At 46.7% G+C, this 12,770-nt stretch carries 11 protein-coding genes; 8 read left to right on the top strand and 3 right to left on the bottom strand.

All coding sequences use genetic code 11. The annotated features are described in order from the left end of the window. Positions 1-4 precede the first annotated feature (4 nt). The 5 genes from secDF to BUB19_RS00730 all read left to right on the top strand — a co-directional run bounded on the left by secDF (position 5) and on the right by BUB19_RS00730 (position 6,580). Positions 5-2,989 carry a protein translocase subunit SecDF gene (gene secDF / locus BUB19_RS00710; RefSeq protein ID WP_073090189.1) on the top strand — a complete coding sequence of 995 codons (2,985 nt, stop codon included), beginning with the start codon at positions 5-7 and terminating at the stop codon, positions 2,987-2,989. A gap of 142 nt (positions 2,990-3,131) precedes the next feature. Next, a complete protein-coding gene (locus tag BUB19_RS00715) occupies positions 3,132-3,806 on the top strand; it encodes a hypothetical protein (protein ID WP_073090194.1) in 675 nt (224 codons plus the stop codon). A gap of 79 nt (positions 3,807-3,885) precedes the next feature. Next, complete coding sequence (gene metK, locus BUB19_RS00720; protein ID WP_073090199.1) at positions 3,886-5,139, top strand: methionine adenosyltransferase; 1,254 nt, start codon at positions 3,886-3,888, stop codon at positions 5,137-5,139. A 107-nt stretch (positions 5,140-5,246) separates the two neighbouring features. Further along, on the top strand, positions 5,247-5,759 hold the full coding sequence (locus BUB19_RS00725) for a DUF1572 family protein (RefSeq protein WP_073090201.1): 513 nt from the start codon (positions 5,247-5,249) through the stop codon (positions 5,757-5,759). A gap of 65 nt (positions 5,760-5,824) precedes the next feature. Next, positions 5,825-6,580: an EcsC family protein gene (locus BUB19_RS00730; protein WP_073090206.1), complete on the top strand. Its 756-nt coding sequence runs from the start codon at positions 5,825-5,827 to the stop codon at positions 6,578-6,580. 8 nt (positions 6,581-6,588) lie between these two features. Here the strand turns inward: BUB19_RS00730 and BUB19_RS00735 are convergent, their stop codons facing one another. Both BUB19_RS00735 and BUB19_RS00740 read right to left on the bottom strand, forming a co-directional pair. Beyond that, entirely contained in the window at positions 6,589-7,683 is a 1,095-nt protein-coding gene (locus BUB19_RS00735; protein ID WP_073090209.1) for a Gfo/Idh/MocA family protein, read from the bottom strand. Positions 7,684-7,773: 90 nt separating this feature from the next. Beyond that, entirely contained in the window at positions 7,774-8,382 is a 609-nt protein-coding gene (locus tag BUB19_RS00740) for a hypothetical protein (RefSeq protein WP_073091405.1), read from the bottom strand. Between the two features lie 219 nt (positions 8,383-8,601). On the opposite strand from BUB19_RS00740, the gene BUB19_RS00745 reads away from it, so the two are divergent. From BUB19_RS00745 to gap, 3 genes are all read left to right on the top strand, one after another. Then, the gene (locus BUB19_RS00745) at positions 8,602-9,345 is read left to right on the top strand and encodes a hypothetical protein (RefSeq protein ID WP_073090213.1); all 744 of its coding nucleotides are present in this window, start codon (positions 8,602-8,604) and stop codon (positions 9,343-9,345) included. Between the two features lie 26 nt (positions 9,346-9,371). Next, positions 9,372-9,956 (top strand): YqaA family protein, encoded by a 585-nt coding sequence (locus BUB19_RS00750; RefSeq protein WP_073090216.1) that lies wholly within the window; start codon positions 9,372-9,374, stop codon positions 9,954-9,956. Positions 9,957-10,086: 130 nt separating this feature from the next. Continuing rightward, positions 10,087-11,079 (top strand): type I glyceraldehyde-3-phosphate dehydrogenase, encoded by a 993-nt coding sequence (gap, locus tag BUB19_RS00755; protein WP_073090219.1) that lies wholly within the window; start codon positions 10,087-10,089, stop codon positions 11,077-11,079. Positions 11,080-11,082: 3 nt separating this feature from the next. Here gap and BUB19_RS00760 read toward each other — a convergent pair whose 3' ends face one another. Then, positions 11,083-12,708, bottom strand: coding sequence for an FG-GAP repeat domain-containing protein (locus BUB19_RS00760; RefSeq protein WP_245802748.1), 1,626 nt, complete (start codon positions 12,706-12,708; stop codon positions 11,083-11,085). Positions 12,709-12,770: the final 62 nt, after the last annotated feature.

Genomic DNA, 12,770 nt, shown 5'->3' on the forward strand with positions numbered 1-12,770 from the left:
AATCATGAAGAATAAAGGTATTATCGTTTTTTTAACGGTGGTCATCACAGGACTATGCCTGTACTATCTGTCCTTTACGCTGGTATCCAATAGTGTTCAGGAGAAAGCCACCACCTATGCCACCGACGAATCTGGCAATATTGACTTTGACAAAAGGCAGACTTATCTGGACTCGGTCTGGCGCGAACCTGTGTACAATTTTCTGGGAATTCCCTTTACCTACCAGGAGGTCAAAAACACTGAACTGGGATTGGGGCTGGACTTGCAGGGTGGCATGCATGTGACACTTGAGGTATCTCCCATAGAGATCGTGAAGGGTCTCGCTGGCGGCAGCAAAGATCAGGCGTTTAATCAGGCGGTAGAAATAGCCCGTGAAAGGGCCAAAACCCAGAATGAGCCTTTCGTAAATATCTTTTACCAGGCCTGGCAGGAGGAAGCCGGAGACCGGCAACTAAATACCATATTTGCTACTGCGGCCAACAGGGGCCGTATTTCTCTGGAATCTTCAGATTCGGATATTCTCAATATCCTGGACAACGAAATAGAAAACGCCATCGACCGTTCTTTCAATATTTTGAGAACCCGTATAGACCGGTTTGGTACTTCCCAGCCTAATATTCAGCGGATCCAGAATACCGGGAGGATTCAGATTGAACTGCCCGGTGTAGACAATGCCGAGCGTGTTCGTGGCTTGCTACAGGGGGTAGCCAAGCTCCAATTCTGGGAAGTGGCTGAATTTGACCAGTATGGAGATGCCCTGCAACAAATCAATTCGTTTCTGGTACAGGAGGCAGGTAGCCAGCAATCGCAGGCCGATGCTGCAGAGGAGGATGCTGGCGCCCTTGCTGATACTACCGACCTGGAGAGTGACCTCGCCAGACAGTTGGCGGAGGAAGGCGCAGACACAGATTCACTCGGAACCAGCGTATCGCCACTTTTCTCGCTTTTGAAAGCCAATTATGGGTTGGTTTATGAAGTCAGGGATACCATGGCCATCAACCGAATATTCAAAAGAGAAGATGTGCAGGCCTTGTTGCCAAGAGACATTCGTTTCATGTGGTCCGTCAAACCTCAGGAACAGGAGGGAATGGAGCTGCTGGAACTGCATGCCATCAAAGCGCCAAGGGGAACTGATCAGGCACCACTGGAGGGTGATGTCATCACAGATGCCAGGCAGTCTCTGGACCAGACTTCCAGGCCGGCTGTCAGCATGCAGATGAATGCTGAAGGAGCGAGAAACTGGAGAAGATTGACGGCAGAAAATATTGGCAACAGAATAGCCGTGGTACTGGATGATTACGTCTATACCGCACCTACCGTTCAGGGCGAAATCCCTTCCGGGCAATCAGAAATCACGGGTAATTTTACCATGGAAGAAGCCAAGGATCTGGCAAATATACTTAAATCCGGAACCTTGCCAGCACCAACCAATATCGTGGAAGAAGCGATAGTAGGGCCTACCCTGGGAGTAGAAGCGAGAAATCAGGGAATCAATTCCATGATCGCCGGACTGGTTTTGGTCGTTTTATTTATGGTGGCTTATTATTCCAAAGGTGGTCTTGTAGCCATTGCCGCTTTGCTCTTCAATATCTTTTTTATCCTGGGTATCCTCGCACAGTTGGGGGCCGCACTCACTTTGCCTGGAATAGCAGGTATTGTCCTTACCATTGGTATGTCGATCGATGCCAATGTGTTGATTTTCGAAAGGATTAAGGAAGAGTTGCGCAATGGGGCAGGCATACTGCAGGCCATCAGCAGCGGCTACAACAAGGCATTTAGCGCCATTCTGGACTCCAATGTGACCACTTTTCTTACCGGTGCCATATTGTATTCACTGGGCCAGGGTCCTGTCAAGGGTTTTGCCATTGTACTGATGATAGGTATTGCCTCTTCCTTTTTCTCTGCAGTATTCATCACCCGGGTGATTGTGCACTGGATGAGCAAAAAGGGAGATAAAAGCAGTATTGCCTTTGCTACCCCCTTCACCAGAAACCTGCTATCTGATCTCAATATAGATTTTCTGAGCAAGAGAAAAGTTGCCTATCTGATCTCCTCTTCCATTATTGTAATAGGTATGATATTGGCGCTTACCTCCGGACTGAAATTTGGTGTAGATTTTACTGGTGGTAGGTATTATATCGTCGAGTTCAATGAGCCGGTACCTGCATCTGAATTGAAAGTGGGTCTGGACAACGAATTTGAAGGCTCTGTCGAAGTAAAGACTTATGGTGCCAATAATATCCTGAAAGTAACCACCTCCTACCTGGTCAATGAGGACAATGAGGAAGCCAACAGAGAGGTGGAAAGCAAAATCAAAGAGGGTATTGCGAGCGTCACAGGATTCAATTTTATTGATGATGCCACGCAAATGACAGAAGGTGCATTTGCCATCACCGGATCCAATAAGGTCGGGGCCACAGTGGCGGATGATATCAAGAACTCCTCCCTGGAAGCGATGTTCTTTTCACTGGTAGCCATATTTTTGTATATCCTGTTGCGTTTCAGAAAATGGCAATTCTCCCTCGCGTCTATTGTGGCACTGATTCACGATTCGATGTTTGTGGTTGCCGCTTTTGCCATCGCCAGTGCGTTTGGCGCTACCTTTGAAATCGACCAGGTCTTTATCGCAGCCATGTTGACAGTGATCGGTTATTCGATCAACGATACAGTGATCGTATTTGACCGGATCAGGGAAAATATCGAAAACCGGGGTACAGGTAGGATCGTGAAGATGTTTAACGATGCCATCAACCAAACCATGGGCAGGACCCTTATTACCTCTGCTACCACGCTGATCGTGGTATTGGTGTTGCTGATATTCGGCGGCGAAGTGCTGAGAGGCTTTTCCTTTGCCCTGCTCATCGGGGTATTGGTAGGTACTTATTCTTCCATTTACATTGCTACTCCTGTAGTCGTGGATCTGATGAAGCGGGAATTGGCAAATAATCCGGATACGCCCAGCCCGGCACCTAAGAAAAAGGTGGCCTGATCGGTCCGAGAAAAGATACAAAAAGCCGGTTTCTATATGGGAACCGGCTTTTTTTTGGTTTAAATGCAAAATAAATACCCTGAACGGGGTATTGCCTTCACTTTTGACCTGTTTTAAATTGCATGAAATTTAAAATCTACCAATGGTGCTCTCTTTTTATTTTATTGCCCTATTGCTGGGTACATTGTTTGCCGTAATTTACCTCCTGTCGGGAAATGGCCAAAATCAATACAAAAGTATTAACTTACTGGTCTTGCTGATCCTGATTACCGGTCTGCTCACCGAGACGATCTGGAATTATACCCGGTCTGCGGGGATGGAAAACTGCCTTTTGTACAATATTTTATATATCTACCTGAGGCCTTCGGTGATGTTACTGCTCTATAGCCAGTTACCTTACAGTTGTGAGCTGCAGAAAAAAATTCTGCCCTCTATGGCAGCATTTTTAGGGTCAGGCCTGATCATCAGCTTGTTTTTTCAATCGATTTTTACAAATATTCAGTCCTACAGCTACCTGATCGGGCATGGACTGGTATTGTTCTACAGTCTTATTTTTTTCAAGGATATCCTGAAGCAAAGCCAATTCAGAGAAACCAACCTGCTATCTATACCCTATTTCTGGATAGCTACCCTGGTGTTGTTTTCTTTTGGAGAGGGGTACATATTTTTCATTCTCACCTATTACTTCCCAAGCCTTGGCGACTACGGTATGGGCCCAGTTTTTCAATGGGTACAGTTTTTCAGTGGGTTGATGTATCTCTCCTTTGGACTTTCCTTATATGCACCTATGGTTTTCAAGAGGCGTTACAGCTATTAAGTATGGTCTATGTCAAAAAATAGTTTTTAATTTTAGGCATTAGCTGTAGATTTACGGATTAATTTTAAATCCGCTTTGTATGTCATATTTATTCACTTCGGAATCGGTTTCCGAAGGACACCCCGATAAAATTTCAGATCAGGTATCAGATGCAATCATCGATCATTTTTTGGCTTTTGATCCCAATTCCAAGGTAGCCTGTGAAACCATGGTCACTACAGGCCAGGTCATTCTGGCTGGTGAGGTAAAGTCGAACACTTATCTGGATGTACAAAAAATTGCCCGGGATGTCATCAACAGGATAGGCTATACCAGAAGTGAGTACATGTTTGACGGCAGTTCCTGCGGTGTTTTATCCGCCTTGCACGAGCAATCTCCCGACATCAACCAGGGCGTAGACCGGAATGAGCCGGAAGAACAGGGTGCCGGCGATCAGGGTATGATGTTTGGCTATGCCATCAACGAAACAGAAAGTTATATTCCGCTTGGATTAGATCTTTCGCACAAGCTGTTGAAGGAGTTGGCAGTGCTCAGGAGGGAAAATGATGAAATCAAATACCTCAGGCCAGATTCCAAGGCACAGGTGACGATCCAGTACAGCGATAACAATGTGCCGGAAAAAATCAATACCATCGTAATTTCTACCCAGCATGATGACTTTGCAGAAGAAGCTCAGATGCTCGGAAAGATCAAAAAGGATATCATTGAGATCCTTATTCCAAGGGTAAAAGCACAACTACCTCCGGCGACTCAGAAACTTTTTACTGACGAGATCATCTATCACATCAACCCTACCGGGAAGTTTGTCATCGGAGGACCACACGGAGATACCGGACTCACCGGAAGAAAAATCATCGTGGACACCTACGGGGGGAAGGGAGCACACGGTGGTGGTGCTTTTTCTGGCAAAGACCCCTCCAAAGTAGACCGTTCTGCAGCCTACGCCACCCGGCATATTGCCAAAAATATGGTTGCTGCCGGACTTGCAGACGAGGTTTTGGTACAGGTATCCTATGCCATTGGCGTGGCCAGGCCCATGGGGCTGTACGTGCATACCTACGGTACTTCCAAAGTAAATCTGTCAGATGGAGAGATTGCTCAAAAAATCGAAAAATTATTTGACCTCCGGCCTTTTGCCATCGAAAAGCGTCTGAAGCTCAGGAATCCGATCTACGAAGAGACAGCCGCGTACGGACACATGGGCAGGGAAAGCCAGGTGGTTTCCAAAACGTTTTATTCACCGGACAAGGCATCCATAAAACTTGATGTTGAACTGTTTACCTGGGAAAAACTGGACCATGTAGACCTTATCAAAAAGGAGTTTGGACTCTGACATCAAATATCTACCGATATGTAGTAGGCAACTGTACCGGTTGCCTTTTTTTATTTCAGATTATGGAGTAAATTGATGGGTCATTGCATTCATTACATCAGGAAATCATGAACAGTTCATCCTATTTGGAAAGTAGCCTGGAGCTTTTTCGTACCTACAAAAGTCTGGGAGAAGGCGCGCTGGCACAAGTTTCAGACGAAAGCCTCTTTTGGCAGTATAATGCGGATAGCAATAGCATGGCTACCATTGTCAAGCACCTTTCGGGCAACATGCATTCTCGCTGGACCGATTTCCTGAACTCCGATGGGGAAAAGCCCTGGCGCCAGCGGGACGGGGAATTTGAAAATGACATAGGCAGCAGAGCGGAAATGATGGATATATGGGAGAAGGGGTGGACATTGCTTTTTGAAACCCTGGAGCCGCTGTCGGCCGCTGACCTGAAGAAGACGGTATATATCCGTGGCAAGGCCTATACTGTGCTCCATGCAATAAATACCCAACTTGCACACTATGCCTCCCATGTAGGACAATTGATTTACTTGGGCAAAATGCTGGTCGATGGTCCCTGGAATAGCCTGAGCATACCCAAAGGTCATTCCCAAAAGTACCTTGGAAAGTAGATAGTAAGTCGGATCTCAGGAGTACCCGCTAAATCAAACCTACAGGCAAAACCGTTAGTAAAGTCATGGAAAAGATTGAATCCAACCCTGAGAAGCTGTATGAAAATCTGGCTTACCGGGACATGCAAAGCTGGCTGCAAAAATCAAAACAGAAACCATCTCTGATCAACCGGATGACCACTGGCACCCAGCGGTCTATCAATAACCTTATTCCGGAAAAGATACACAAGGCCATCACTTTTGCAATTGAAAAAATGGTCAAGGGCGTTTTGACCGGTAATGAATATATTGCCCCATCACCCTACCTGGCAGACAGGCTGAGCTTACGGGAATACAAAGCGCGAAAAAGTATCCGTATTTATTCCAGAACTGCTTCGGTAGAAGGAGCAGTGACCGGGGCAGGTGGTATACTAATGGGATTTGTGGATTTGCCCGCCTTCCTGGCCATCAAAATGAAAATGCTGTTCGAGATAGCCGCTGCCTATGGGCACGATACCCGGGATTTTAAGGAAAGAGTATTCCTATTGCACATTTTCAAGTTGACTTTTTCCAGTCAGAAAACCAGAAATGAGATCATTGTGAACCTGGAAAACTGGAACGCATATGCCGGGTCACTGCCAGACGACCTGGACGATTTCGACTGGCGAAATTTCCAGTTGGAATACCGGGATTATATGGACCTGGCAAAACTGGCCCAGTTGATTCCCCTTATCGGCGCCGGCGTGGGAGCGGTGGCCAATTACAAATTGAGCCAGCAATTGGGGAGGATGGCCATCCAGGCCTATCGCCTGCGGTATTTTCAGCCCGGCAGATCCGGGTAATATTCAGCTTATTTCAAATATATACGCTTTCCTTTTTTAGCACTTTCCCTTGCTGCATCCAGGATCTCAACCACGATCATGTTGTTTTCAAGTGATGAGAGGTCTTTTGCGCTGACCTCTACCTCAGCTCTGACCACTGCTGCCAAATAGGAAAAAGGATCATCATAGGGATAAGTCCTCTGCTTCAACTGTTCGGGAGTTTCCTGGCTCTCTCCTGCCTCCCGGCTGATCAATCGGGTGTTGTTTTTGGCGATGTAATATCCCGACTTCCCATACACTTCCATGTCTTTCCTGCTAAAAGGCCAGTTCCACGAAGCCTGAATGACCCCCTGTGTTTCGGGGTAATCCAGCAGTATGGTAGCCTCATCATCCACATTTGGATAGATTTCTGGTTTGATTTGCTTAAGCTCTGCAGTCACGGAAACAGGCTTCTGACCATCCATCAACCAGGTCATGAGGTTGGCACCATAGCAACCGAAATCTATCACTGCTCCTCCTCCGTTCATTTTCGGATCGGTAAGCCAATCCAAAAACTCCTGGTTAACCCCAATTTCCATGGGGCCTTCATGGCCGTCATTGATCACCACCCTCCGCAATTCTCCAATGGGCGATTGACCCGTCACCCGCCTTTTTACCTCATGGTTACTGGCATACCAGGTCGTTTCATAGTTGGTGAGCAAATGAATCTGGTGTTTTACGGCCAGGGCTTCCATCTTTCTGGCATGGTCCATGCTCACCGCCAGCGGTTTTTCTACCATTACGTGGATACCACGTGGGGCGCAGGCCTCTACTACCTCCAGGTGCTCATAGATAGAGCCAAAAGCCGTTACGGCTTCAGGGCTCACTTCATCAAAGAGGCTCTCCATATCCGGGTAGAGCAGTTCCATGCTCAGGCCATGCCTGTCCAGGTATCGTTTGGCCAAATCGGTATTTGGCTCAACTATTCCTACTATCTCAATATCTCCTCTATCCTCACGGCCCAAAATCCAGTTGACGTGCGAATGTGTAAGACCTATCACGGCGATTCTGACAGGTTTCTGGGCGCAAACATGCTGCAGGCCTGGCAGTAGTACAGCAAGCAATAGAATAAACAATTTTCTCATTTTTAATATATTTTTAAAGACATTGTTGTTGTCGATCCGCATTCTCCCGAGGCTTGTATTCCGTTTTTCGGTTTTACCGGCCCGGCCATATTATTTCCCCCCGGGTTTAAAGGGTTTGGTTATTTTTTGAAGCAGGGTGCTGCCCGCTTCCCTTCTTTTTTCTCTTTCTCTTTTCCTTCTCTTTCTATTCTGCTGTTTCCCCTTGACCAGCACAGTACGTACAGATATTCCCACCTGACCGCTGTACCAGGGCTGCCGGCCGATAAGGTTTGCATTGGGTTTGTAATCTACAGAAAAATTCAGACCTAAGGCGGTAAATTCCAGGCCGGCAATCAGGTCAACGCCGACATGGGTATTGCCATAGGTACGGATGATTTCCATGCGTTCGGGTATTTTTTCCCTGTTTTCCCCGATCCCAAATGACAACCCGGCCCCATAGTAATAATTCAGTCTTTTGGTAAGCAGAGGTCGGTGCTTTTGGATCAGGGCATGGAAGCTGGTATTTACATTTAAATCTGATTGTAGTATGCCCTCCGCTGTAAGACCTTTTTGAATGCGCTTCTTGGCCGTGAGCCCTATCATGCGGTGTTGGTTGTTGTTTGCAAGCCGAAGACCAAGTGCACTTCCGTAGCTTTGTCCGAGTGATATCCCGGAAAATCCAAAAAACAGCAATATGAACCCTATGATAAATTTTTGCATGTGCTGCCGGTAAATTTGCGTCATTTGTATCAAAAAACCAGCCAAATGACTTACAAATCCCGGGATTTATACCTGGTATATGGCTGCTATCCTAACAGCGGAGACAAATGAAAGGTATTTTGCACTTCATTTTCCGCATTTGTGAGGATTCAACAGCAGATGTATTGTGAAAAGCAATTAAATAATTAAATTGAAAGTAATTTTAATGAAGCCTCGCTTATGAAAACGTTACTATCTATCATTCTAATGGTTCTTGGCGGCTCCCTGTGTGCACAGGATTTGGAAGGAGCCTGGAAACTGACCCACCAAAACGGGGAACCCGTGAAAAACAGGGAGTATATAAAAATCTATCAGGATGGTTATTTTGCTGTCGGGGCAAAGGAAATTGAAGGCAATAAATTTCTCATGGCAGGGGGAGGCAATTACCAATTGGAAGGTAACAACTATGAGGAGAGCCTGGATTTTCTGACGCTGGACCCGGATCAGGTGGGGACCACCAATGCCTACAACCTGGATTTTGCCAATGATCGAATGGTCATATCAGGTAAAATCAAAGGAGAAGATCTGATAGAAATCTGGGAAAAAATATCCTCCAGGGAAGATGACCTTACGAGAAACTGGGTGATCACAGGCAGAAAAAGAGATGGAGAAATCTCCAAAATGACCCCGGGCGCCCGCAGGACGGTGAAAATCCTGAGTGGAGGCCGATTCCAGTGGATAGCATTCAATTCCGAAACCAGGGAATTTAGTGGCACTGGTGGAGGTACCTACGATGCCGAAGACGGAAAATATACGGAGCACATCACCTTTTTCTCAAGAGATGACAGCCGTGTAGGAGCATCGCTGAATTTTGACTATGAAGTGATCGACGGCGAATGGCACCACAGTGGGTTGAGTTCTACAGGAAATCCGATTTATGAAATATGGTCTCCCTATGAAGAGGCCTACCAGCCCGACAAATAGTTTTTCATCACCAGTCGGATAGCTTAATGGTTCGGGGAATCGCCAGGGAAAGAAAGCATTTTCTTCTTTCTAATCTACTGAAAGGATTTATATATCTGGCCATACTATTGGTGTTGTTCCTCCTGCTTAAACAGTTTAGCAGTGAAGAGCAAAGGTATAACTGGTTTGGTGCTATATATGATGATACCGCACTGATCATGTTTATCTTTGTGGTGTCGGAGCTGCTTTTTGGAATCATTCCGCCAGAGGTCTTTATGCTTTGGTCCCTGGAGACCTCTCTGATAGGCCCCTATTTTTTTAGCATTGGTGTTTTGTCAGTCATTTCCTATGCTGCAGGATTTTTTAATTTCAATCTGGGAAGATGGGCAAAGGACAAAAAATGGATCAGAAGACTGGGTTACCCTCGTTTTAATAAATACCTGCGCATGTTTCGGCAATATGGCGGTTACCTGGTAATCGTGGCTTCGATCAGTCCGCTTCCTTTTTCAGCAATATCCTTATTAAGTGGAATTGGAGGGCTTCCCTTGAGAAAATACCTGTTCCTCAGCCTTTTTAGAATTGTTCGGTATTTTGCATACGGTATTGCTTTGATGGGCCTGGATCAGCTTTGACCAGGTTTCTGTAGCCACCGATGTGTTTTTTTACTGAGGTTTACCGGAAAGGAGGTTTATTCTTAACGCTTTTTCCAAATTAAATGGTCTTTGGACAAAATCTTTCCTATTTTCGAAGCAGATTTTATTTATGAAGAAGAAACGAATCGCTGTAAACGGCTGTGGCAGGATCGGCCGTTTGACCATCAAGTTGCTACTGGACCGACCCGATCTGGAGTTGGTGGCTGTAAACGACCTTACGGATCCCAAAACCCTCGTCCATCTTTTGCAATACGACTCCATACATGGCAAATATGGCCGCCGGATCATCGAGAAGGATGGCAACATCCAGGTTGGAGAAAAGATCATTCGGATCTTCGCAGAAAAGAATCCGCTCCTGATTCCCTGGTCGGAGCTGGACATCGATGTGGTACTTGAGTCTACCGGGAAGTTTACAGACAGGGAAAGTGCATCCATGCACCTCAGGGCAGGGGCCGGGAAGGTGATCATCACCGCTCCATCCAAGAGCAGCGATGTACCCATGGTGGTCCTGGGTGTAAATGAACATATCCTGAAGGGCAACGAAACGATCGTATCCAACGCCTCCTGTACCACAAATTGTCTTGCACCGATGGTCAAAGTACTGGACGATGCTTTTGGTATAGTCAAAGGTTATGTATCTACAGTACATTCCTATACCAACGATCAAAACCTGCATGATGCACCTCACAGGGATCTGCGCAGGGCGCGCGCTGCCGCCTATTCCATCATTCCGACCACCACCCATGCCGCAAAGGCCATGGAAGTGGTTTTACCTGAATTAAAAGGAAAAATAGAGGCTTCAGCCATGCGGGTTCCTGTCCCGGATGGATCGCTTACAGATTTGATCGTGCTATTGGAAAAGGATACCAGTGCGGATCAGATCAACCAGGCTTTTCTGGAGGCTACCCAAAACCAATTTAAAGGGATCATTGAGTATGCGGAAGATCCCATAGTCTCGATTGATATCGTAGGAAACCCCCATTCCTGCATACTGGATTCGGAACTGACTTCTTCTATGGGAAATTTGGCAAAAGTGGTAGGCTGGTATGACAACGAGTCAGGGTATTCCCAGCGTCTGGTAGAACTGGTAGAAAAATTGTGATGCCTACCTGAGGCGATTCTCCAGCCACAAAAATGGGAGGGATCCCTCTACCCATTTCTCAAAATAGTCGGTATAATCTGTCCCGAATACCATGGATCCCAGCAGGATATCCAGGTCTCCGTCTCCATCCATATCTCCGACGTCCATGGCCATCCAGCGACCGTCGGAAGCACCTTCAAAGCTGCTGACTTCAAAATCGAATGCGCCGTTATTTTCCAGATAAATAAAACTTTTTTCGGGCGCATTTTCATAATCGGGAAAAAAAGCAATCGCTGCGATATCCACATCGCCGTCCTGATCAAAATCTGCGGGGACGGCTTTGTAGGCACCGTTTAGCGGATAGAAAAACTCCTCACTAAACCTATTGTTGCCGTCATTGATATATATCCTGATGCCATGATAGGGTTTGGCGATCGGATCATAGTCTGCATTGTCTCCATTGGTATAGATGATATCGGGGTGTCCGTCGCCATTAAAGTCAAACAATTCGAAATAACTGGAACCATAGGTGGGCGGAAACCGCAGCAAGCGTTCGCTGATGAATTTACCATTTCCCTGATTGCGGAAAAAAAATATGCCTTCATCTCCCTGTCCGAATAAGGCAATGATATCCTTTCTGCCATCATTGTCCATGTCCCGGATATAGGCTTTGGTGGCACCGGGTTGTTGCAGCAGGATTTGCTTTTGGTAAGCCCCATTCTGGTCCTGTTTCCACCAGGCCAGACTACCTGTTTGCTTACCATACTCACAAATGACCATATCCTCCAAGCCATCCCCATCCAGATCTCCCCGGTCCATGTGTACTGGTCGCTGCAGGTTTCGGGCCAGGATAGCCGCAGGCTGTCCCGGAGCGTCTGGTAATCGCATCACAAAGCCCAGGTCCATATCGGTAGGATTGAAGGTGCCGATTACCAGGGCGTAATCGTATCTGTCGCCCTCGTGTATCCACACCGTTCCTTCCGGACTGGGGCTCATTTGCTGTACCTCAAAAGAATTGTTCATGATGGCCAGCACAGATCTACCCACATCGCTGATGTAAAAGCGGTCAGGTCCGCTGATGTGGACCATTAAAGTCATGGGGTTTTTTGTCGGACTTTCGGGTTTTCTCAATGAAAAACCCGGCATACCGATCTGAATTTTTTCTTTTTCAGGGATAGAAAGCATTGCGGGTGCTTCCCGGAGAAAATATGCGCTGATTTTGTTAAAGATCAGGCTGTCGATAACAGGCATTTCCGGAAAGATATTTTGCCGGTTCACGATTTGGCCGGCTCTCCCTCCCTCAATGAGCCAATTTCTGGTGGTATCATCGGGATAAATGCCATAATAGTGGCCCATTCTGGGCAAAATGGTTTCCCAGGTGGATCTGTCCAGCATGCCCGGATCCGGGTACAGGTGACAGCCTGTACAATAGCTTTTTGCCAGAATATCAGCGGGTTGTTTCAGTGTTTCCCCGTTTTCCTGAACCGGCGCTGAGTATTGGCTACCCCCGGCACCAATTTTCTCTTCCTGCCGGTTATCCCTGCCACACCCACCAAGCAGGTGCATCAATAAAAGCAGGTAGATAGCGGCAAACCGGAAATACGGACCGGGCGCAGATATGATGTAAATGCTGTATTTCGGTGAAAACATTTCTGCCTGGATAAAATTTAACCTCAGGCCCTAAGACAGCGCCTGTAGCAGGTATCTTCCCA

The sequence above is a fragment of the Cyclobacterium lianum genome (assembly GCF_900143075.1).
Classification (GTDB): domain Bacteria; phylum Bacteroidota; class Bacteroidia; order Cytophagales; family Cyclobacteriaceae; genus Cyclobacterium; species Cyclobacterium lianum.

Bases quoted from the DNA above. Each gene is read 5' to 3' on its own strand.
- BUB19_RS00745 (WP_073090213.1), top strand. From the start codon at position 8,602: ATGAAAACGTTACTATCTATCATTCTAATGGTTCTTGGCGGCTCCCTG.
- BUB19_RS00730 (WP_073090206.1), top strand. From the start codon at position 5,825: ATGGAAAAGATTGAATCCAACCCTGAGAAGCTGTATGAAAATCTGGCT.
- BUB19_RS00750 (WP_073090216.1), top strand. From the start codon at position 9,372: ATGGTTCGGGGAATCGCCAGGGAAAGAAAGCATTTTCTTCTTTCTAAT.
- metK (WP_073090199.1), top strand. From the start codon at position 3,886: ATGTCATATTTATTCACTTCGGAATCGGTTTCCGAAGGACACCCCGAT.
- gap (WP_073090219.1), top strand. From the start codon at position 10,087: ATGAAGAAGAAACGAATCGCTGTAAACGGCTGTGGCAGGATCGGCCGT.
- secDF (WP_073090189.1), top strand. From the start codon at position 5: ATGAAGAATAAAGGTATTATCGTTTTTTTAACGGTGGTCATCACAGGA.
- BUB19_RS00760 (WP_245802748.1), bottom strand. From the start codon at position 12,708: ATGTTTTCACCGAAATACAGCATTTACATCATATCTGCGCCCGGTCCG.
- BUB19_RS00740 (WP_073091405.1), bottom strand. From the start codon at position 8,382: ATGCAAAAATTTATCATAGGGTTCATATTGCTGTTTTTTGGATTTTCC.
- BUB19_RS00715 (WP_073090194.1), top strand. From the start codon at position 3,132: ATGGTGCTCTCTTTTTATTTTATTGCCCTATTGCTGGGTACATTGTTT.
- BUB19_RS00725 (WP_073090201.1), top strand. From the start codon at position 5,247: ATGAACAGTTCATCCTATTTGGAAAGTAGCCTGGAGCTTTTTCGTACC.
- BUB19_RS00735 (WP_073090209.1), bottom strand. From the start codon at position 7,683: ATGAGAAAATTGTTTATTCTATTGCTTGCTGTACTACTGCCAGGCCTG.